The organism is Streptomyces sp. XY431 (genome assembly GCF_001279805.1).
Taxonomy (GTDB): Bacteria; Actinomycetota; Actinomycetes; order Streptomycetales; family Streptomycetaceae; genus Kitasatospora; species Kitasatospora purpeofusca.
This window is the reverse complement of sequence record NZ_LGDO01000230.1, coordinates 18,510-39,471: the sequence shown is the minus strand read 5'-3', so window position 1 is coordinate 39,471 and position 20,962 is coordinate 18,510. Positions and strand designations below refer to the sequence as shown.

The following is a 20,962-nucleotide window of genomic DNA, read 5'->3' as shown; positions in this document are numbered from 1 at the left end:
GCCGGTGGCCGGAGGCGGGGCGGGGAGCCGGGTGCTCCCCGGGCAGGGCGGCAGGGCGCGGATCACCGTGCGCCCGGGCCGGTCGGTACGGGGGCGGACGCCGTTCGCGGTGCTGGTGGTGCTGCTGCTCGGGGCGGGGCTGCTCGGGCTGCTCGCCCTGAACACCGCGCTCAACGAGGGCTCCTTCGAGCTGTCGCGGCTGAACCGGCAGACCACCGTGCTGACCGACGAGCAGCAGGGGCTCCAGCACCAGATCGACCAGAACTCCGCGCCGGACGCGCTGTCGCGCCGGGCCGTCGAGCTGGGCATGGTGCCGGCCGGCGGGATGGCCTTCCTCGACCTGCCGAACGGCGGCGCGGTGGTCGGCACGCCCAAGCCGGCCCAGGACAGTCCGCCGGTGAAACGGTCCACCGTGGAACCGTGGCCCGGAAAGCAGCCCGCGCCGGCCCAGCCGAGTGCGCAGCCGACCGCTCAGCCGAGTGCGCAGCCCTCCCCGGCGGCGCCGGCCGCGCCGGGCACCGGCGGCGACGTCACCGTGCAGGTCAACCCCGGCCCGGCCAGGCCGGCCCCGGCCGCGGGCGGGGGTGGCGCCCGATGAGCACGCCCCGTCAGCCCTCCGGCGGCGGCGCCGGCGGGCGCCGGACGATCAAGGGCGCCGCGCCGCGCCCGGGTGTCCCGCGCGGACAGTCCGGCGGCAAGCCGCCGGCCGCCGGACGGGCCCGCAGTCCCAAGCCGCAGCCCCCCGGGGCGCAGCCCGCGAAGCCCCAGCCGCCCAGGTCGCAGCCGCCCAAGTCGCAGGCGCCCAGGCCGGCGGCCGCCAAGTCGCAGCCGCCGAAGCCGTCGGCCGCCAGGGGCCAGGGCGCGCGCGGGCAGTCCCCGAAGGACCAGCCCGCCAGGGCCCGCCAGCCCCGTCCGCAGTCCGCCGAGGGCCGCCCCGCACGCGGCGGTCAGCCGTCGGCCGCGACGGTCCGCCCCGCCGTGCGCGGGGTCCGCCCCCCGCAGCAGCGCCGCGCCGAGGGGCGCCCGCCGGCCGGTGCGCCGCCGCGCCGGCGCCCCCCGCAGCGCCGTCCGGCCCCCCGGGGGATCCGGCTGGCCGATCCGCGCCGCCGGCTGCGGGTGATCACCGTGGTGCTGTCGGTGGTGTTCTCGGTCTTCGCCGGGCGGCTGGTCCAGCTCCAGCTGCTGGACTCGGACGCGCTGGCCTCCGACGCCAACACCAACCGCTACCTGAACATCCCGATCACCGCCGAGCGCGGCTCGATAACGTCCGCCGACGGCGTCGCGCTGGCCACCACCGTGGACGCCTACGACATCACCGCCGACCCGGCCATGTTCACCCCGGAGGCGGCCGGCATCCCGGACGCCCCCGAACAGGCGGCCGCGCTGCTGGCCCCGATCCTCGGCCTGCCCAAGGAGAGGATCGCCGCCGACCTGCACACCCCCAAGACCCGCTACAAGCGGCTCGCCGCCCAGCAGACCCCGGACGTCAAGAACCAGATCACCGACCTCAAGTCCAGCCTGGAGAAGCAGGCCGGCTCGCGTGCCTGCCAGGCCCAGAAGCGGCTGCTGAACAAGTCCGTCGACGAGGGCGGCCGGACCCGGGTCGACAACGAGTGCGTCAACCCGCTGGCCGGCGTCTTCAACCGGGACACCCAGAAGCGGGTCTACCCCTCCGACGGGCTGGCCGCGAACCTGGTGGGCTTCGTCAACGCCGAGGGCGAGGGCGCGGGCGGGCTGGAGCAGCAGTACCAGAACCAGCTGGCCGGCAAGGAGGGCCACAGCAGCTACGCCCAGGCCGGCGGCCGGCTGGTGCCGACCGCGGGCGGCTCGCTGGAGCCCGCCGTGCCCGGCACCGACCTGCGGCTGACCGTCAACCGGGACATCCAGTGGGCCGCCCAGCGGGCCATCACCGACCAGGTCGCCAACGCCGGGGCGGAGAAGGGCTATGTGATCGTCCAGGACGTCAGGAACGGCCAGGTCCTGGCCATGGCGACCTCGCCCGGCTTCAACCCGAACGACCTGAGCACGGCCAAGAACTCGCAGCTCGGCAACACGGCCCTGCAGGACGCCTACGAGCCCGGCTCCACCGCCAAGCTGATGACCATGGCGGCCGTCCTGGACACCGGCAAGGCCACCTGGGACACCAAGGTGACCGTGCCGTACCCGCTGGTGCGCGGCGATGTGGCGTTCAAGGACGACGTCGAGCACGACACCTGGTACCTGACCCTGGCCGGCGTGCTCGCCAAGTCCTCCAACATCGGCACCATCGAGGCCGCCCAGACCCTCGGCGCCACCCAGCCCGAGGCCAACCGGGTCCTCTACGACTACCTGCGGAAGTTCGGCATCGGCCAGCAGACCGGTCTGGCCTTCCCCGGCGAGACCGCCGGACTGCTCGACAAGCCGGAGGACTGGAAGGCGTCCAAGCAGTACACCATCCCGTTCGGCCAGGGCCTGTCGGTCAACGCGCTCCAGGCGACCTCGGTGTTCTCCACCATCGCCAACGGCGGTGTGCGGGTGGCACCCAGCGTGGTCCAGGGCACCACCGCGCCGGACGGCAAGTACTCCCCGGCACCGGCGGGCGCGCAGTCCCGGGTGGTGAGCGAGCAGACCGCGAAGACCCTCACCGAGATGCTGGAATCGGTCGTCTCCGACGAGCAGGGCACCGGCGGCAAGGCCGCGATCCCGGGCTACCGGGTGGCCGGCAAGACCGGCACCGCCAACCGGGTGGACCCGAAGAACGGCGGGTACCGCGGGTACACCGCCTCCTTCATCGGCTTCGCGCCGGCCGATCAGCCCCGGGTCACCGTCTCCTGCGTGATCCAGGACCCGGTCAACGGCCACTTCGGCGGCCAGCTGTGCGGCCCGGTGTTCAAGCAGGTGATGGAGTTCACCCTCAAGACCCTCCAGGTCCCGCCGAGCGGGAGCGAGGCGCCCAACCTGCCCGTCGAGTGGAAGCCGTGATCGACCATGGACAACGACCTGGCGGGTGCGGCCGCCGGTGCGCAAAAGGGCCGGTTTGGCCCTGGACACCCTTCGGCGGATAGCCTCTCCGCCGTGCCGAAACCCGATCAAAACACCGTGAGCCCGCCCCGCCCCGCGCGGACCGGCGCCCGGACGCTCGCCGAGGTCGCCCGTCTGCTGGGCCTGGACCCCGTGGAGGGGCCCGAGGTCACCGGCGTCACCCACAACGCCCGCGAGGTCCGCCCCGGCGACCTCTACGTGGCGTTCCCGGGGGCCAACCACCACGGCGCGGCCTTCGCCGGACAGGCCGCCGGAGCCGGCGCCGTCGCGGTGCTCACCGACCCGGCGGGAGCCGAGCTGGCGGCCGGCACCGGTCTGCCGCTGCTGGTCGTCGACCGGCCCCGGGCCCGGATGGGCGAGCTCGCCGCGGCCGTCTACGACCGCCCCTCCGAGCGGCTGCTGATGATCGGACTGACCGGCACCAACGGCAAGACCACCACCTCCTACCTGGTCGAGGGCGGCCTGCGCGGCGCCGGGCGCCACCCCGGGGTGATCGGGACCGTGGAGATGCGCGTCGGCGACGAGCGGATCAAGAGCGAGCGCACCACCCCCGAGGCCACCGACCTGCACGCGATCCTCGCCGTGATGGGCGAGCGCGGCGCGGACGCGGTGACCATGGAGGTCTCCAGCCACGCCCTGGTCTACGGCCGCACCGACGGCGTGGTCTACGACGTCGCGCTGTTCAACAACCTGACCCCCGAGCACCTCGACTTCCACCCGGACATGGAGGACTACTTCCAGGCGAAGGCCCGGCTCTTCCAGCCCGGCAAGTCCCGCGCCGGCGTGGTCAACCTGGACGACGCCTACGGCCGCCGGCTCGCCGCCGAGGCGAAGATCCCGGTCGCCACCTTCTCCGCCACCGGCGCCCCGGAGGCGGACTGGCGCGCGGTGGACGTCCAGCTCGGCCCGGTCGGCTCGACCTTCCGGGTGCTAGGCCCCGGCGGCGTCGAGGCGGACGCCGCCGTCCCGCTGCCCGGCCCCTTCAACGTCGCCAACGCGCTGGCCGCGATCGTGCTGCTGGCCACCGCCGGACTCCCGCTGGAGTCGGCCGTGGCCGGCATCGCCGCCGTCCCCGGGGTACCCGGCCGGCTGGAGCGGGTGGATGCCGGACAGCCGTACGTCGCGGTGGTCGACTACGCCCACAAGCCGGACGCCCTGGAGGCCGTCCTCGGCTCGCTGCGCGAGGTCACCAAGGGTCGGCTGCACGTGGTGGTCGGCTGCGGCGGCGACCGCGACCCGCACAAGCGCGCCCCGATGGGCGGTATTGCTGCCCGGCTCGCCGACACCGCCGTGCTGACCAGCGACAACCCGCGCAGCGAGGACCCGCTGGCGATCCTCGCCACCATGCTGAACGGCGCCGCCGCGGTGCCCGAGGCCGAGCGCGGCGCCGTCCTGGTCGTGCCGGACCGCGCCGAGGCGATCGAGCTGGCGGTCGCCCGGGCCCAGGCCGGCGACACCGTGCTGGTGGCCGGCAAGGGCCACGAGCTCGGCCAGTACGTACGAGACGAGATCCGCCCCTTCGACGACCGGGAGGTGCTGCGCGAATCCATCGCGCGGACCACGGCCGCCCGGGGTACCCGAGGAGTAGAGCAGCCGTGATCGCACTGACCCTCGCCGAGGTGGCCGCCGCAGTCGGGGGAACCCTGGCCGACGCCGACCCGGACGCCCTGGTGACCGCCCCGGTCGAGGTCGACTCCCGCAAGGTCCGCCCCGGCGGGCTCTTCGCGGCCTTCGTCGGCGAGCACGTGGACGGCCACGACTACGCGGACCGGGCGCTCGCGGCCGGTGCCGTCGCGGTGCTGGCCTCCCGTCCGGTCGGCGGTCCGACCGTCCTGGTCGACAGCGTGGTGGACGCGCTCGGCAAGCTCGCCCGCGCCGTGGTCGGCCGCGCCGACGCCGCCGTGGTCGCGCTGACCGGCTCGGCCGGCAAGACCAGCACCAAGGACCTCATCGCCCAGCTGCTCCAGCGCCTGGGCGACACCGTCTACCCGCCGGGCTCGCTCAACAACGAGATCGGCCACCCGATGACCGCCCTGCGGGTCGAGGACACCACCCGGCACCTGGTGCTGGAGATGGGTGCCCGGCACAAGGGCGACATCGAGTACCTCACCTCGATCACCCCGCCCCGGATCGGCCTGGTGCTCAACGTCGGCACCGCCCACGTCGGCGAGTTCGGCTCCCAGGAGGCGATCGCCGAGGCCAAGGGCGAGCTGGTCGAGGCCCTGCCCGCCGACGGCGTCGCGATCCTCAACGCGGACGACCGCCTGGTGCGCGCGATGGCCTCCCGGACGAAGGCCCGGGTGGTGTACTTCGGCGAGTCCGCCGAGGCCGAGGTCCGGGCACGGGATGTTCGCCTCGACTCCACCGGACGTCCATCGTTCACGCTGAGCACCCCGGCCGGTTCCGCACCCGTGCAGCTGCGCCTGTACGGTGAGCACCACGTCTCGAACGCCCTCGCCGCCGCAGCGGTGGCGACGGAGCTCGGGATGACCGTCGACGACACCGCCGAAGCACTGAGCGAGGCGGGTGCGCTGTCCCGCTGGCGCATGGAGGTCGTCGACCGGGCCGATGGTGTCACCGTCGTCAACGACGCCTACAACGCGAACCCCGACTCGATGCGGGCCGCGCTGCGGGCGCTGATCTCGATGGGGGGGCGCGGCCCGGAGCGCCGTCGTACCTGGGCGGTGCTCGGCGAGATGCGGGAGCTCGGCGAGGACAGCCTGGCCGAGCACGACGCCATCGGGCGGCTCGCGGTCCGGCTCGACGTCACCAAGCTGGTGGCGGTCGGCGGACGCGAGGCGGCCTGCATGGAACTGGGCGCGAGGAACGAAGGTTCGTGGGGTGAGGAGTCGGTGCTGGTGTCCGACGCGGACGCGGCGGTCGAACTGCTGCGCAGTCAGCTGCGGCCGGGGGATGTGGTGCTGGTGAAGGCGTCCCGTTCGGTGGGGCTGGAGAAGGTGGCCGAGGCCCTCCTCGCGGACGGTGCGGCCGAGTAATGAAGCAGATCCTCTTCTCCGGCATGATCGGTCTGATCCTGTCGCTGGCCGGTACCCCCGCGCTGATCAAGCTGCTCGCCCGGCAGGGCTACGGCCAGTACATCCGTGACGACGGCCCCAAGGCGCACCACAGCAAAAAGGGCACGCCCACCATGGGCGGCATCGCGTTCATCCTGGCGACCCTGATCGCCTACTTCGCCACCAAGGCGATAACGCGCGAGAGCCCGACCGCCTCCGGCCTGCTGGTGCTGTTCCTGACGACCGGTCTGGGCCTGGTCGGCTTCCTCGACGACTACATCAAGGTCGTCAAGCGCCGCTCCCTGGGCCTGCGGGCCAAGGCCAAGCTGGCCGGCCAGTCCATCGTCGGCCTGGCGTTCGCGGTGCTGGCGCTGCAGTTCCCCGACAACGCGGGCCGTACCCCGGCCTCGGAGCACCTCTCCTTCGTCCGGGACTTCGAGTGGGCCGTCGGCCCGGTCCTGTTCGTCATCTTCGCGTACTTCCTGATCGCCGCGACCTCCAACGGCGTCAACCTGACGGACGGTCTGGACGGCCTGGCCACCGGTGCCTCGGTGATGGCCTTCGGCGCCTACACCTTCATCGGTGTCTGGGAGTACGGCCAGAGCTGCGCCTACGTCGCCTCGGCCACCGCCAACTGCTACGACGTCCGCGACCCGCTGGACCTCGCGGTGGTCGCGGCCGCCCTGATGGGCTCCTGCTTCGGCTTCCTCTGGTGGAACACCTCGCCCGCCAAGATCTTCATGGGCGACACCGGCTCGCTGGCCCTCGGCGGTGCGCTGGCCGGTCTGGCGATCTGCTCGCGCACCGAGATCCTGCTCGTCCTGCTGGGCGGCCTCTTCGTGATCATCACCCTCTCGGTGATCATCCAGGTCGGCTCGTTCCGGATGACCGGCAAGCGCGTCTTCAAGATGGCCCCGCTGCAGCACCACTTCGAACTCAAGGGCTGGAGCGAGGTCCTGGTCGTGGTCCGGTTCTGGATCATCCAGGGCCTGTGCGTGGCCGTCGGCCTCGGCCTCTTCTACGCGGGATGGGTGACCGGATGACCGACTCCGACCGGCCCGAGCGCCGGGCCGCCGACCTGCCCGACTGGTCCGGCCTGCCGGTCACCGTCGCCGGGCTCGGAGTCTCCGGCATCAGCGCCGCCCGGGTCCTGCACGGCCTCGGCGCCCTGGTCACGGTCGTCGACGGCGGCTCCGGCGAGGGGCTGAAGGCCCGCGCGGCCGAGCTGGAGGCGCTCGGCGTCACCGTCCGCCTCGGCGACGGCGACACCCTGCCCGAGGGCACCCGGCTGGTCGTCACCTCGCCCGGCTGGCCGCCGAGCAGCCCGCTGTTCGAGGCCGCCGACCGGGCCGGCCTCGACATCTGGGGCGACGTCGAGCTGGCCTGGCGGCTGCGCAGGCCGCACCCCGCCACCGGCGAGCCGGCCCCCTGGCTGGCCGTCACCGGCACCAACGGCAAGACCACCACCGTCCAGATGCTCGCCTCGATCCTGACCGCCGCGGGCCTGCGCACCGCCGCCGTCGGCAACGTCGGCGTCTCGGTGCTGGACGCGGTGCTCGCCGAGGAGCCGTACGACGTGCTCGCCGTCGAGCTCTCCAGCTACCAGCTGCACTGGGCGTCCTCGCTGCGCCCGCACTCGGCGGCCGTGCTCAACCTGGCCCCCGACCACCTGGACTGGCACGGCTCGATGGAGGCGTACGCCGCCGACAAGGGCCGGATCTACCAGGGCAACACCGTCGCCTGCGTGTACAACCTGGCCGACCCGGCCACCGAGGCGCTGGTCCGCGAGGCCGACGTCGAGGAGGGCTGCCGCGCGATCGGCTTCGGCCTCGGCGCGCCCGCCCTGTCGAACCTCGGCGTGGTCGACGGCCTGCTGGTGGACCGGGCGTTCGTGTCCGACCGGGCCAAGAACGCCGCCGAGCTCGGCTCGGTCGAGGACGTCAACCCGCCGGCCCCGCACAACATCACCAACGCGCTGGCCGCCGCCGCGCTGGCCCGCGCCTACGGCGTGGAGCCGAAGGCGGTCCGCGAGGGCCTGCGGGCCTTCCGCCCGGACGCGCACCGGATCGCCGAGGTCGCGGTGGTCGACGGGGTCACCTGGATCGACGACTCCAAGGCGACCAACACCCACGCCGCCGCGGCCTCGCTGGCCGCGTACCGGCCGGTGGTCTGGATCGCCGGCGGCCTGGCCAAGGGCGCGTCCTTCGACGACCTGGTCCGGGACGCGGCCGACCGGCTGCGGGCCGCCGTGCTGATCGGCGAGGACCGCGCGCTGATCCGGGAGGCGCTGGCGCGACACGCGCCGGATGTCCCGGTGATCGAGGCGGCCGAGGGCCAGACTGGCGCGGTGGCGATGACCGAGGTGGTCCGCGCGGCCGCCTCGCTCGCCCGAACGGGTGACACGGTGCTGTTGGCCCCGGCCTGTGCCTCGATGGACATGTTCACCAACTACGGCGAGCGCGGAGACCTCTTCGCCGCGTCCGTCCGGGAGCTGGCGGACGGGGAGAAGTAGCGGGACGGACGGCCTCCGGCCGCCGTCGCCGCGCCCGGCCGGAGGCCGACCAGGCACGAAAAAAGGGGAGCGTTGTGGCCGGGAGCGGCAGGGCGGGTGGTTCGAGCGCGCCGGAGAAGGGGCGCCCGGCCGAGTCCCTGCGGGTGATCTCGGCCACCACCACCGCCTACAAGTCGGCCGGTCCGCTGGCCCGCCTGCAGGCTTTCCGGGCCCGTGCGCGGTACACCCTGGACCGGCCGCTGACGCCGTACCTGCTGATCGCCGGTACGGCGCTGCTGCTGGTCGTGCTCGGTCTGATGATGGTCTTCTCGGCCTCGCAGATCCTCGCGCTGGGCCAGCACCGCTCGACCCAGTTCTACTTCTACAAGCAGCTGCTCGCCGTGGTCCTCGGCTTCGCGCTGCTGCTCGGCTTCGCCCTCGTCCCGGTGGCCGTGCTGCGGGTGATCGTCTACCCGGTGATGCTCGCGGTGATCGGGGCCATGGTGCTGGTGGCGATCCCCGGCATCGGCATGGAGGTCAACGGCAACCGGAACTGGCTGGATTTCGGCGTGTTCCAGTTCCAGCCCTCCGAGTTCGCCAAGCTCGCCCTCGTGCTCTGGGGCGCCGACCTGCTGGCCCGCAAGCAGCGGACCAACACCCTCGGCGAGTGGAAGCACCTGCTGATCCCGCTGGTGCCCGGCACCCTGCTGCTGATCGTGCTGATCATGCTCGGCGGCGACATGGGCACCACGATGATCCTGGTGGCCATGCTGTTCGGGCTGCTGTGGATGGTCGGAGCGCCGCTGCGGCTGTTCGTCGCCACCCTCGGGGTGGCCGTGGTGGTCTGCACCGCGCTCGTCGTCACCGTCCCGCACCGGGCCGAGCGGCTCTCCTGCATCGGGGTGACCAAGCTCGACCCGGCCGGCGCCTGCTTCCAGGCCCTGCACGGCGTCTACTCGTTCGGCCTCGGGGGCCTGTTCGGCTCCGGACTCGGCGCCGGCGTCGAGAAATGGGGCCAGCTCCCGGAGGCGCACACCGACTTCATCTTCGCCACCACCGGCGAGGAACTGGGTCTGGTGGGGACGCTGTCGGTGATCGGTCTCTTCGCGGCACTAGGCTACGCGGGTATCCGTGTGGCCATCGGTACGAGGGATCCCTTCGTCAGGTACGCCGCGGGGGCCGCCACCACCTGGATCATGGCTCAGGCCGTGATCAACCTGGGGTCGGCGCTGGGACTGCTGCCCATCGCGGGCGTCCCGCTCCCGCTGTTCTCCTACGGCGGTTCCGCCATGCTGTCGGCCATGTCCGCGATCGGGGTGCTGCTCTGCCTGGCACGCAGCAGCTCGGGCGCGAAGGCGGCCCTGGCCGCCCGGAGCAAGAACTCCCGGATCAGGAAGCAGCTGGCCCGGGTGCTGCCACGACGACGAACCACAGCGCGCCCGGTCCCAGGACCGGCACGCAGGGAGCGGTGAATTTCGGTGCATGTCGTACTCGCCGGCGGGGGGACCGCCGGTCACATCGAGCCGGCCATGGCCCTCGCGGACGCCCTCCGCAGGCACGACCCGTCCGTCGGGATCACCGCCCTCGGCACCGAGCGCGGCCTGGAGACCCGGTTGGTCCCCGAGCGCGGCTACCAGCTGGAGCTGATCCCGGCCGTCCCGCTGCCCCGTAAGCCCACCCCCGAGCTGATCACCGTACCGGGCCGGCTGCGCGGCACCGTCCGGGCCGCCCAGGAGATCATCGAGCGGGTGAACGCGGACGCCGTGGTCGGCTTCGGCGGCTACGTCGCGATGCCCGCCTATCTGGCCGCCAAGCGGGCCGGGGTGCCGATCGTGGTGCACGAGGCCAACGCCCGGCCCGGCCTGGCCAACAAGATCGGCGCCCGGTACAGCGACTTCGTCGCCGTCTCCACGCCGGACAGCAAGCTGCGCGACTCCCGGTACATCGGCATCCCGCTGCGCCGGACCATCGCGACCCTGGACCGGAACGCGGCCCGCCCGGAGGCGCGGCACTACTTCGGCCTCGACCAGCGGCTGCCCACCCTGCTGGTCACCGGCGGCTCGCAGGGCGCCCGCCGGCTGAACGAGACGATCACCGCGATCGCCCCCCGGCTCCAGCAGTACGGGGTGCAGATCCTGCACGCGGTCGGCCCGAAGAACGAGCTGCCCCAGGTGGACGACATCCCCGGGATGCCGCCGTACCGCGCGGTGCCGTACCTGGACCGGATGGACCTCGCCTACGCGGCGGCCGACATGATGCTCTGCCGGGCCGGTGCCATGACGGTGGCCGAGCTGGCCGCGGTCGGCCTGCCGGCCGCCTTCGTGCCGCTGCCGATCGGCAACGGCGAGCAGCGGCTGAACGCCCAGCCGATGGTGAAGGCCGGCGGCGGCCTGCTGGTGGACGACGCCGAGCTGACCCCGGACTGGGTGCTGCAGAACGTGCTGCCGGTGCTGACGGACCCGCAGCGGCTCTGGGACATGAGCCGGTCGGCCGCCGAGTTCGGCCGCCGGGATGCCGACGAGCTGCTCGTCGGCATGGTCTACGAGGCCATCGAGGCTGCCCGGGGCGGCCGTCGTCGTGGCTGACGCCCGGCTCGCCGACCCCCTGGACGAGGAGTTCGAGGCCGAGGAGCACGCTCCTCGGCTTCGGCTCTCCCGGCGGGGTGTGGTGGTGCTGGGCGCCCTGGTCGCGCTGCTGTTCGGAGTGCTGTCCTGGCTGGTCTTCTTCTCCTCGGTGCTGGAGGTGCGCTCCGTCGCGGTGCAGGGCCTCCAGGACGAGCGGCTGACGGCCGACGAGGTCAGGACGGCGATCGGCGGGGTCGGTTCGGGGCCGCTGGCCCGGGTGGACCTCGACGACGCCCGCGCGCGGGTGGAGGCGATCCCCCGGGTGGCCGGGGCGGAGGTCTGGCGGGGCTGGCCGAACACCCTCCGGGTGAAGGTCACCCAGCGCACGGCGGTCGCCGCGGTGAAGGGCGAGGACGGCCGCTTCACCCAGGTCGACGCGGTCGGAGTGAGCTTCGCCACCGAGCCGGCCGCCCCGTCCGGGGTGCCCGTGGTGGAGCTGAGGCTCAGCCAGCAGGCACTGGACACCGAGTCGGTGATCGGCCGGACGCAGCTGGTGGAGGGCGCGGTGGCGGTGGCGGCCGGGCTGCCGGAGGAGGTCCGGCAGCGGGCCGGGGCCGTTCTGGTGCATTCGTTCGACGACATCCAGCTGCAGTTGGCCGGGGGTGCGACGGTGCGCTGGGGGAGTCCCGAGCAGACGGATCGCAAAGCCCGGGTGCTGGTGGCGCTGCTGCGTCAGAAGGGTACGAACTTCGATGTGAGCGCTCCGGACGCGCCTGCGGTGTCCGGATGATCCGGTAGGTTCTGTGCGCAGGGGTGCGCGTGGAGCGCGTCGTCGGAAGGACGGCGGCGGGCTGCGGGCGGGGTTGACGCGGGTTCGTGTCGGCCCGACCCTTGGTGGTCACCCCGGTGTCATCCGCCGGTCGATGATCACATAGGCTCAAAAGAAAAAGGGAAGCTCGGCGTGTTCGTTGAAACACGTGGCCGGAGCCACCTAGTGTCCTGTCTCACCAGACTGTGTTCCCTGGTGATCTGACAGAGGCACAGCACTAACCCTAAAGGTCAAGTTTAGGGTTGGGGTCGGCGGTCGGCATTTCGGACATTACGTCAGGAACCAGGCTCCCTACCCATCGACATCCGTCGGTCCGGCCCTGATCGGGCATTCGGGCCGACCTGGAAATTCGAGGCGAGAGGCCTTCGACGTGGCAGCACCGCAGAACTACCTCGCAGTCATCAAGGTCGTCGGTATCGGCGGCGGTGGTGTCAACGCCATCAACCGGATGATCGAGGTCGGTCTCAAGGGCGTCGAGTTCATCGCGATCAACACCGATGCGCAGGCCCTCCTCATGAGCGACGCCGACGTCAAGCTCGATGTGGGCCGTGAACTCACCCGGGGCCTCGGCGCCGGCGCCAACCCCGAGGTCGGCCGGAAGGCCGCCGAGGACCACCGCGAGGAGATCGAGGAGGTCCTCAAGGGGGCCGACATGGTCTTCGTCACCGCCGGCGAGGGCGGTGGCACCGGCACGGGCGGCGCGCCGGTCGTCGCCAACATCGCCCGCTCGCTGGGCGCGCTGACCATCGGCGTGGTCACCCGTCCGTTCACCTTCGAGGGCCGGCGGCGCGCCAACCAGGCCGAGGACGGCATCGCCTCCCTGCGCGAAGAGGTCGACACCCTCATCGTCATCCCCAACGACCGGCTGCTGTCCATCTCGGACCGCCAGGTCAGCGTGCTGGACGCGTTCCGCTCCGCCGACCAGGTGCTGCTCTCCGGCGTCCAGGGGATCACCGACCTGATCACCACCCCGGGCCTGATCAACCTCGACTTCGCCGACGTCAAGTCCGTCATGTCGGACGCCGGTTCGGCGCTCATGGGCATCGGCTCGGCCCGCGGTGAGGACCGTGCCAAGGCGGCCGCCGTGATGGCGATCTCCTCGCCGCTGCTGGAGGCCTCGATCGACGGCGCCCGCGGCGTGCTGCTGTCCATCTCCGGCGGCTCCGACCTCGGCCTGTTCGAGATCAACGAGTCCGCCCAGCTGGTCAGCGAGGCCGCCCACCCCGAGGCCAACATCATCTTCGGTGCCGTCATCGACGACGCCCTGGGCGACGAGGTCCGGGTCACCGTCATCGCGGCGGGCTTCGACGGCGGCCAGCCGCCGGCGATCGTCCGCGAGCCGGTGGTCAAGGCGAGCGCGACCCCGGCCAACCCGCCGGCCTCCTCGGGCACCCCCGAGCGTCCGGCCGGCCGCCCCTCGTACGGCGGCATCGGCTCGGTCACCTCCCGCTCGGAGGGCGACAGCGCCTCCTCCTCCCGTTCGGCCGAGTCGCCGGCCACCACCACGGCCGCCCCGGTGCCGCCGCAGGTGCAGCCGGCCCGGCAGCCGTTCGTGGAGAGCCCGGCCGAGGAACTCGACGTGCCGGACTTCCTTAAGTGATCGACCACGCGGTCCGCGACGGTGCTCACTTCGCCTTCACCACTCGGTGGGGCGGGGTGAGCACTTCGCCGTACGGGGAGCTGAACCTCGGCGGCGCGGTGGGGGACGACCCGGCGGCCGTCCTGGAGAACCGGGCGATCGCGGCCCGCGAGCTCGGCCTGGACCCGGCCGACGTGGTGTGGATGAACCAGGTGCACGGGGCGGAGGTCGCCGTGGTGACGGAGCGCCAGCCGGCGGGGGAGGCCCCGGCGGTCGACGCGGTGGTCACCGACCGGCCGCTGGCGCTGGCGGTGCTGACCGCGGACTGCACCCCGGTGCTGCTGGCGGACCCGGTCGCGGGGGTGGTCGGGGCGGCCCACGCCGGACGGCCCGGCCTCGCGGCCGGCGTGGTCCCGGCGGTGGTCGGGGCGATGGTGGCGCTCGGCGCCGAGCCCGCGCGGATCACCGCCGCCACCGGCCCCGCCGTCTGCGGCCGCTGCTACGAGGTGCCCGCGCAGCTGCGGGCCGAGGTCGCCGGGCGGGTGCCCGCGGCCCACGCGGAGACCTCCTGGGGGACCCCGGCCCTGGACGTGCCGGCGGGAGTCGCGGCCCAGCTGGCCGCCGCGGGTGTCACCGGGCCGGTGCTGTCACCGGTCTGCACCCTCGAATCCGCCGACCACTACTCCTATCGGCGCGAGCAGCGCACGGGCCGGCTCGCGAGCTACGTCTGGTTGGGCTCTTCACACTGATGACGAATGACATCTACGGACCGTTCCCGGGCGATTCCGCCCGATTCCCGGACAAGTCCTGGCTGGACGCGCTGACGGAGGGCCAGCGGGCCCGGTACGAGGAACTCGGTACCAACCTGGAGGTCGTCGAGCGGCGGATCGCCGACGCCTGCGCCGCCGCCGGGCGGGCCCGCGACGAGGTCCGTCTGATCGTGGTCACCAAGACCTACCCCGCCGAGGACACCGCGCTGCTGGCCGGGCTGGGCGCCACCGATGTCGCGGAGAACCGCGACCAGGACGCCGCGCCCAAGGCGGAGCAGTGCAGAAACCTTCCTCTTGACTGGCACTTCGTCGGCCAGCTGCAGACCAACAAGGTCCGCTCGGTCGTCCGGTACGCGGACTACGTCCACTCGGTGGACCGGGCGCGGCTGGTGGAGTCGCTCGGCGCCGCGGTCGCCAAGGCCGGACGCGCCGACCTCGGCTGCCTGGTGCAGGTGGCGCTGGACAAGGAGGCCGGCGAGGGCGAGCACCGTGCCGGGGTCGCCCCGGCGGACGTCCTCGCACTGGCCGACGCGATCGCCGACACGCCCGGACTGCGCATGGACGGTGTGATGACGGTCGCTCCGCTCGCGGGCCCGCTGGCCGGTGATCCGGCCGCGGCCTTCGATCGGCTGGCGGAAATCGCAACCGCCGTACGGGCGGCCCATCCGGCTGCCACCATGGTCTCGGCAGGGATGAGCGGCGATCTGGAGCAGGCCATTGCCGCCGGAGCGACACATGTGCGCGTCGGAACGGCGGTACTCGGAGTGCGGTCACCCCTCAGGTAACGTCACCGGGTAGTAGATCAGACTGCAGGACAAAATAGGACAGAAGCTAGCAGCTTATCGGAGCGCTAGCCAACCGTGGATCGCAGCTCCGCGGCCCTCATCCACGAACTCTGATTGGCCGTCGGCCTGACGAAGCGTCGTGGGCGGACCGCGGAATCCGCGGACGGGGCCGTTCGGCCCGGCCGTCGGGACGGAGTCGGTCCACCACAAGCGGAGGAGACAGGAGCATGGCCGGCGCAATGCGCAAGATGGCGGTCTACCTCGGCCTCGTGGAGGACGAGACGTACGACGGCCAGGGGTACGACCCCGACGACGACTACGACGCGGATCCCGAGCCGATCCGGACCGGACGGACCGAGGACATTCCGCGGCCGGCCTCCCCGGCGCCCGCGCCGGTCTCCTCCATCACCCCGCAGCCGGTGCCGGCCGCGGTCCCGATTCGCCAGGAGACCCCGAGGATGGCACCAGTGTCGTCCATCACACCCGAACGCCGCCACAACCTGGAGAAGAGCGCCCCGGTGATCATGCCCAAGGTAGTGAACGAACGAGAGCCCTACCGCATCACCACGCTGCACCCGAGGACCTACAACGAGGCCCGTACCATCGGGGAACAGTTCCGTGGCGGGACTCCTGTGATCATGAATCTGACCGAGATGGACGACACCGATGCCAAGCGGCTCGTAGACTTCGCCGCTGGACTCGTCTTCGGTCTGCACGGCAGTATCGAGCGCGTGACGCAGAAGGTGTTCCTCCTGTCGCCTGCTAACGTCGATGTCACGGCGGAGGACAAGGCTCGGATCGCCGAGGGTGGGTTCTTCAACCAGAGCTGACCCGACCACGACTTTACGTGTGGATCTGATCGACAGTGAGTTAGCGACAGCGAGCGGCCCAAGGGCCGACAACCGGGGAGAGGGAAGCGCGATGGAGATCGTGTGGGCGGTGCTCTATTACGCACTGACCGTCTTCCTGGTGTTCCTGCTCGTGCGGCTGGTGATGGACTGGGTCTTCCAGTTCGCGCGTTCGTGGCGGCCCGGCAAGGCCATGGTCCTGGTCCTGGAGGCCACGTACACTGTCACGGATCCGCCGCTCAAGCTTCTGCGGCGGTTCATTCCGCCGTTGCGTCTCGGGGGCGTGGCGCTCGACCTGTCCTTCTTCGTACTGATGATCATTGTGTATGTCCTGATCTCGCTTGTGCGGCCCTAGTCGTAGGTGAGCGATGCGACAGGATGCCGGTGTGCCGACGATCACGTTGAGGTGAAGAGATGCCATTGACCCCCGAGGACGTTCGGAACAAGCAGTTCACGACCGTCCGCCTGCGCGAAGGCTATGACGAGGACGAGGTCGATGCCTTCCTCGACGAGGTCGAGGCGGAGCTGACCCGTCTCCTCCGCGAGAACGAGGACCTGCGCGCCAAGCTGGCCGCCGCGACCCGTGCCGCCGCGCAGAACCAGGCCAACATGCGCAAGGAGCCGCCGCAGGACGCGCGCCCCGGCGCCCCGGTGCCGGCCGCCATATCCGGCCCGCCGGTTCCCGGCCAGCAGGGTGGCCCCGGTCCGCAGCAGCAGATGGGCCCCGGCGGCCCGCAGCAGCAGCAGATGGGTCCCGGCCCGCAGCAGCAGCAGCAGATGGGCAACCAGCCGCTCGGCCTGCCGTCCGGCGCCCCGCAGCTCCCCGCCGGTCAGGGCGGCCCGATGGGCGGCCCCGGCCAGCAGCAGATGGGCCAGACCATGGGCGGCCAGCAGCAGCTGGTCCAGCCGATGGGCGGTCAGATGCTCCAGCCGATGGGCGGCCCCGGTGGCCCGCAGGGCATGGGCAACCCGATGGGCCAGGGCATGGGCCAGCAGCAGATGCAGCAGATGGGCGGCCCCATGGGCGGCCCGCAGCAGATGGGCGGCCCGATGGGCGCCCCGATGCAGCAGCAGCAGAACCCCGGTGGCGACAGCGCCGCCCGGGTGCTGGCGCTCGCCCAGCAGACCGCGGACCAGGCGATCTCCGAGGCCCGTTCCGAGGCCAACAAGATCGTCGGCGAGGCGCGCAGCCGCGCCGAGGGCCTGGAGCGGGACGCCCGTGCCAAGGCCGACGCGCTGGAGCGGGACGCGCAGGAGAAGCACCGCGTCGCGATGGGCTCGCTGGAGTCCGCCCGCGCCACGCTGGAGCGCAAGGTCGAGGACCTGCGGGCGTTCGAGCGTGAGTACCGGACGCGCCTGAAGTCCTACCTGGAGACCCAGCTGCGTCAGCTGGAGTCGCAGGCGGACGACTCGCTCGCGCCGCCGCGGATCCCGGCCACCGCTTCGCTGCCGCCGGCCGCGTCGTCGATGGCTCCGGCCGGTGCGAGCGCGATGAGCAGCCCGTCGCCGAGCTTCGGTGGCAGCCAGCAGTCGTTCGGCGGCCAGCCGTCCTTCGGCGGGCAGAGCGCCTTCGGCGGGAACGGTGCGCCGAGCTTCGGCGGGCCGTCCTCCGCGGGCAACTCGGGTGCGCCGCAGATGCAGCCGGCCGGGATGACCCAGCCGATGGCGGCCGTCCGGCCGCAGCCGCCGCAGCCGATGCAGCAGGCGCCGGCTCCGATGCGGGGCTTCCTGATCGACGAGGACGGCGACAACTAAGCGGTAGCCGTCGGCACAGGCGCCCCCTGCTCGACCCTTCGGGGTCGGGGAGGGGGCGCTTTCGTGTGCGCGGGGGCCTGTCTCCGCGGGTGCTCGGGTGCGGCGGAGGGGGAACGGCGGAGCCGCCGCCGCCCGGTGGGCGACGGCGGCTCCGGAGTCGGTCAGGCCTTGCGCAGCTGGAAGGCGAGGCCGAGGGACTCGTCGGCGAAGGTGTCGGACTCCCAGTCGGCGGCGCCGGCGGCGAAGTCGGTGGCGAGCACCTCCTCGGCGACCAGTGCACCGTGCTCGGCGATGGCCTCGGCGGTCTCGTCGTTGGTCGCCCGCCAGCGCAGGACGATCCGGTCGGCGACGTCCAGGCCGGAGTTCTTGCGGGCCTCCTGGATCTGGCGGATCGCGTCCCGGGCGACGCCGAGGCGCTTGAGCTCGGGGGTGATCGCGAGGTCCAGCGCGACGGTGGCGCCGGACTCGTTGGCGACGGCCCAGCCCTCGCGCGGGGTCTCGGTGATGATCACCTCGTCCGGGGACAGGGCCACCGTCTCGCCGTTCAGCTCGACCGAGGTGGTGCCCCCGGCGCGCAGCTCGGCGGCGAGCCGGGCGGCGTCCGCGGCGGCGACCGCCTTGGCGACGTCCTGCACGCCCTTGCCGAAACGCTTGCCCAGCGCGCGGAAGTTGGCCTTGGCGGTGGTGTCGACCAGCGAGCCGCCGACGTTCGCGAGCGACTCCAGGGCGGAGACGTTGAGCTCCTCGGCGATCTGCGCGCGCAGGTCCTCGGGCAGCTCGTCCCAGCCCTGGGCGGCGACCAGCGCGCGGGACAGCGGCTGGCGGGTCTTCACGCCCGACTCGGCGCGGGTGGCCCGGCCCAGCTCGACCAGCCGGCGGACCAGCGCCATGTGGCGGGAGAGGTCGGTGTCGATCAGCGACTCGTCCGCCTCCGGCCAGGAGGCCAGGTGGACCGAGGCCGGGGCGTCCGGGACGACCGGGACGACCAGGTCCTGCCAGACCTGCTCGGTGATGAACGGGGTGAGCGGGGCCATCAGCCGGGTGACGGTCTCCAGCGCCTCGTGCAGGGTGGCGAGCGCGGCGGCGTCGCCCTGCCAGAAGCGGCGGCGGCCGCGGCGGACGTACCAGTTGGAGAGGTCGTCGACGAAGGTGGAGAGCAGCTTGCCGGCGCGCTGGGTGTCGTAGGCCTCGAAGGCCGCGTCGACCTCGCGGACCAGGGTGTTCAGCTCGGAGAGCACCCAGCGGTCCAGCTGCGGGCGGTCGGCCGGGGCCGGGTCGCCCGCGGACGGCGCCCAGCCGGAGGTGCGGGCGTACAGGGCCTGGAAGGCGACGGTGTTCCAGAAGGTGAGGAGGGTCTTGCGGACCACCTCCTGGATGGTGCCGTGGCCGACCCGGCGGGCCGACCAGGGCGAGCCGCCGGCGGCCATGAACCAGCGGACGGCGTCGGCGCCGTGCTGGTCCATCAGCGGGATCGGCTGCAGGATGTTGCCCAGGTGCTTGGACATCTTGCGGCCGTCCTCGGCCAGGATGTGGCCCAGGCAGACGACGTTCTCGTACGAGCTCTTGTCGAAGACCAGGGTGCCGACGGCCATCAGGGTGTAGAACCAGCCGCGGGTCTGGTCGATCGCCTCGGAGATGAACTGCGCCGGGTAGCGCTTCTCGAACAGCTCCTTGTTCTGGTACGGGTAGCCGTACTGGGCGAAGGGCATCGAGCCCGAGTCGTACCAGGCGTCGATGACCTCGGGCACCCGGGTCGAGGTGCCGCCGCACTCGCGGCAGTCGAAGGTGACCTCGTCGATGAAGGGGCGGTGCGGGTCGAGGCCGCCCTGGTCGGTGCCGGTGAGCTCGGACAGCTCGGCCAGCGAGCCGACGCAGGTGAGGTGGTTCTCCTCGCAGCGCCAGATCGGCAGCGGGGTGCCCCAGTAGCGGTTGCGGCTGAGCGCCCAGTCGATGTTGTTGTTCAGCCAGTCGCCGAAGCGGCCGTGCTTGACGTTGTCCGGGAACCAGTTGGTGGCCTCGTTCTCCCGGATCATCGCGTCCTTGACCGCGGTGGTGCGGATGTACCAGGACGGCTGCGCGTAGTACAGCAGCGCGGTGTGGCAGCGCCAGCAGTGCGGGTAGCTGTGCTCGTACGGGAGGTGGCGGAAGAGCAGGCCGCGGTCCTTGAGGTCCGCGACCAGGGCCTCGTCGGCCTTCTTGAAGAACTGGCCGCCGACCAGCGGGACCTCGGGGCCGAAGGTGCCGTCGGCCAGCACCGGGTTGACCACCGGCAGGCCGTACTTGCGGCAGGTCGCGAGGTCGTCGGCGCCGAAGGCGGGCGACTGGTGGACGATGCCGGTGCCGTCCTCGGTGGTGACGTACTCGGCGTTGAGGACGTAGTGCGCGTTCTCGATCTCGACCAGGTCGAACGGGCGGCGGTAGGCCCAGCGCTCCATCTCGGCGCCGGTGAAGGACTCGCCGGTGGCCTCCCAGCCCTCGCCGAGGGCCTTGGCCAGCAGCGGCTCGGCGACCACCAGCTGCTCGGTGCCGTCGGTGGCCACCACATAGGTGACCTCGGGGTGCACGGCGGCGGCGGTGTTGGAGACCAGGGTCCACGGGGTGGTGGTCCAGACCAGCAGCGCGGCCCGGCCGGCCAGCGGGCCGCTGGTCAGCGGGAAGCGGACGAAGACCGAGGGGTCGACGACGGTCTCGTAGCCCTGGGCCAGCTCGTGGTCGGAGAGGCCGGTGCCGCAGCGCGGGCACCAGGGGGCGACCCGGTGGTCCTGGACCAGCAGGCCCTTGTCGAAGATCTGCTTGAGCGACCACCAGACGGACTGCACGTAGGACGGGTCCATGGTGCGGTAGGCCTGGTCGAGGTCGACCCAGTACCCCATCCGGTTGGTGAGCTCGACGAAGGCGTCGGTGTGGCGGGTCACCGAATCGCGGCACTTGGCGTTGAACTCGGCGATGCCGTACGCCTCGATGTCCTGCTTGCCGGAGAAGCCGAGCTCCTTCTCGACGGCGAGCTCCACCGGGAGGCCGTGACAGTCCCAGCCGGCCTTGCGGGCGACGTGGTAGCCCTTCATCGTCCGGTACCGCGGGAAGACGTCCTTGAAGACGCGGGCCTCGATGTGGTGGGCGCCGGGCATGCCGTTGGCGGTCGGCGGCCCCTCGTAGAAGACCCACTCGGGGCGGCCCTCGGACTGCTCCAGGCTGCGCTGGAAGACCTTGTTGTCCTGCCAGAACGACAGGATCCGGTGTTCGAGGGCGGGCAGGTCGACCTGCGCGGGGACGGGGTTGTAGGAGCTGGCCATGACGGGCGTCTAC

16 protein-coding genes are annotated in these 20,962 nt (G+C 72.4%); 15 read left to right on the top strand and 1 reads right to left on the bottom strand.

Annotation, left to right across the window (positions count from 1 at the left end):
• Positions 1-31 precede the first annotated feature (31 nt).
• From ftsL to ADK60_RS21335, 15 genes are all read left to right on the top strand, one after another.
• Entirely contained in the window at positions 32-598 is a 567-nt protein-coding gene (ftsL, locus tag ADK60_RS21405; RefSeq protein ID WP_199839712.1) for a cell division protein FtsL, read from the top strand.
• Positions 595-2,961, top strand: a complete 2,367-nt coding sequence (locus tag ADK60_RS21400; RefSeq protein ID WP_079008583.1) for a peptidoglycan D,D-transpeptidase FtsI family protein — start codon at positions 595-597, stop codon at positions 2,959-2,961. Before ftsL ends, ADK60_RS21400 begins: the two co-directional genes overlap by 4 nt.
• A gap of 6 nt (positions 2,962-2,967) precedes the next feature.
• Positions 2,968-4,620, top strand: a complete 1,653-nt coding sequence (locus tag ADK60_RS21395; protein ID WP_079008582.1) for a UDP-N-acetylmuramoyl-L-alanyl-D-glutamate--2,6-diaminopimelate ligase — start codon at positions 2,968-2,970, stop codon at positions 4,618-4,620.
• Positions 4,617-6,017, top strand: a complete 1,401-nt coding sequence (locus ADK60_RS21390; protein WP_053648159.1) for a UDP-N-acetylmuramoyl-tripeptide--D-alanyl-D-alanine ligase — start codon at positions 4,617-4,619, stop codon at positions 6,015-6,017. The genes ADK60_RS21395 and ADK60_RS21390 overlap by 4 nt, the downstream gene beginning before the upstream one ends.
• Positions 6,017-7,078, top strand: coding sequence for a phospho-N-acetylmuramoyl-pentapeptide-transferase (gene mraY / locus ADK60_RS21385; RefSeq protein WP_045938193.1), 1,062 nt, complete (start codon positions 6,017-6,019; stop codon positions 7,076-7,078). The genes ADK60_RS21390 and mraY overlap by 1 nt, the downstream gene beginning before the upstream one ends.
• Positions 7,075-8,547, top strand: a complete 1,473-nt coding sequence (murD, locus tag ADK60_RS21380) for a UDP-N-acetylmuramoyl-L-alanine--D-glutamate ligase (protein WP_053648157.1) — start codon at positions 7,075-7,077, stop codon at positions 8,545-8,547. The genes mraY and murD overlap by 4 nt, the downstream gene beginning before the upstream one ends.
• Positions 8,548-8,621: 74 nt before the next feature.
• Positions 8,622-9,998 carry a putative lipid II flippase FtsW gene (gene ftsW, locus ADK60_RS21375; RefSeq protein ID WP_052708817.1) on the top strand — a complete coding sequence of 459 codons (1,377 nt, stop codon included), beginning with the start codon at positions 8,622-8,624 and terminating at the stop codon, positions 9,996-9,998.
• Positions 9,999-10,004: 6 nt separating this feature from the next.
• Entirely contained in the window at positions 10,005-11,111 is a 1,107-nt protein-coding gene (gene murG / locus ADK60_RS21370) for an undecaprenyldiphospho-muramoylpentapeptide beta-N-acetylglucosaminyltransferase (protein ID WP_053648156.1), read from the top strand.
• Positions 11,104-11,880: a cell division protein FtsQ/DivIB gene (locus tag ADK60_RS21365; RefSeq protein WP_052708814.1), complete on the top strand. Its 777-nt coding sequence runs from the start codon at positions 11,104-11,106 to the stop codon at positions 11,878-11,880. The genes murG and ADK60_RS21365 overlap by 8 nt, the downstream gene beginning before the upstream one ends.
• Before the next feature lie 409 nt (positions 11,881-12,289).
• Entirely contained in the window at positions 12,290-13,519 is a 1,230-nt protein-coding gene (gene ftsZ, locus ADK60_RS21360) for a cell division protein FtsZ (protein WP_053648154.1), read from the top strand.
• A complete protein-coding gene (gene pgeF, locus ADK60_RS21355; protein WP_199839711.1) occupies positions 13,516-14,247 on the top strand; it encodes a peptidoglycan editing factor PgeF in 732 nt (243 codons plus the stop codon). Before ftsZ ends, pgeF begins: the two co-directional genes overlap by 4 nt.
• Positions 14,247-15,053 carry a YggS family pyridoxal phosphate-dependent enzyme gene (locus tag ADK60_RS21350; RefSeq protein ID WP_078896203.1) on the top strand — a complete coding sequence of 269 codons (807 nt, stop codon included), beginning with the start codon at positions 14,247-14,249 and terminating at the stop codon, positions 15,051-15,053. The genes pgeF and ADK60_RS21350 overlap by 1 nt, the downstream gene beginning before the upstream one ends.
• Before the next feature lie 227 nt (positions 15,054-15,280).
• Positions 15,281-15,883, top strand: a complete 603-nt coding sequence (locus ADK60_RS21345) for a cell division protein SepF (RefSeq protein ID WP_030391444.1) — start codon at positions 15,281-15,283, stop codon at positions 15,881-15,883.
• A 91-nt stretch (positions 15,884-15,974) separates the two neighbouring features.
• A complete protein-coding gene (locus ADK60_RS21340) occupies positions 15,975-16,256 on the top strand; it encodes a YggT family protein (RefSeq protein ID WP_030301231.1) in 282 nt (93 codons plus the stop codon).
• 59 nt (positions 16,257-16,315) lie between these two features.
• Positions 16,316-17,656, top strand: a complete 1,341-nt coding sequence (locus ADK60_RS21335; RefSeq protein WP_053648152.1) for a DivIVA domain-containing protein — start codon at positions 16,316-16,318, stop codon at positions 17,654-17,656.
• Positions 17,657-17,817: 161 nt separating this feature from the next.
• Here the strand turns inward: ADK60_RS21335 and ileS are convergent, their stop codons facing one another.
• Positions 17,818-20,949: an isoleucine--tRNA ligase gene (gene ileS, locus ADK60_RS21330; protein ID WP_045938176.1), complete on the bottom strand. Its 3,132-nt coding sequence runs from the start codon at positions 20,947-20,949 to the stop codon at positions 17,818-17,820.
• Positions 20,950-20,962: the final 13 nt, after the last annotated feature.

Excerpts from the sequence above, each read along its gene's own strand:
- ADK60_RS21400 (WP_079008583.1), top strand. The coding sequence starts at position 595 with ATGAGCACGCCCCGTCAGCCCTCCGGCGGCGGCGCCGGCGGGCGCCGG.
- ADK60_RS21395 (WP_079008582.1), top strand. The coding sequence starts at position 2,968 with ATGGACAACGACCTGGCGGGTGCGGCCGCCGGTGCGCAAAAGGGCCGG.
- mraY (WP_045938193.1), top strand. The coding sequence starts at position 6,017 with ATGAAGCAGATCCTCTTCTCCGGCATGATCGGTCTGATCCTGTCGCTG.
- murD (WP_053648157.1), top strand. The coding sequence starts at position 7,075 with ATGACCGACTCCGACCGGCCCGAGCGCCGGGCCGCCGACCTGCCCGAC.
- ADK60_RS21350 (WP_078896203.1), top strand. The coding sequence starts at position 14,247 with ATGACGAATGACATCTACGGACCGTTCCCGGGCGATTCCGCCCGATTC.
- ADK60_RS21345 (WP_030391444.1), top strand. The coding sequence starts at position 15,281 with ATGGCCGGCGCAATGCGCAAGATGGCGGTCTACCTCGGCCTCGTGGAG.
- ADK60_RS21340 (WP_030301231.1), top strand. The coding sequence starts at position 15,975 with ATGGAGATCGTGTGGGCGGTGCTCTATTACGCACTGACCGTCTTCCTG.
- ADK60_RS21335 (WP_053648152.1), top strand. The coding sequence starts at position 16,316 with ATGCCATTGACCCCCGAGGACGTTCGGAACAAGCAGTTCACGACCGTC.
- ileS (WP_045938176.1), bottom strand. The coding sequence starts at position 20,949 with ATGGCCAGCTCCTACAACCCCGTCCCCGCGCAGGTCGACCTGCCCGCC.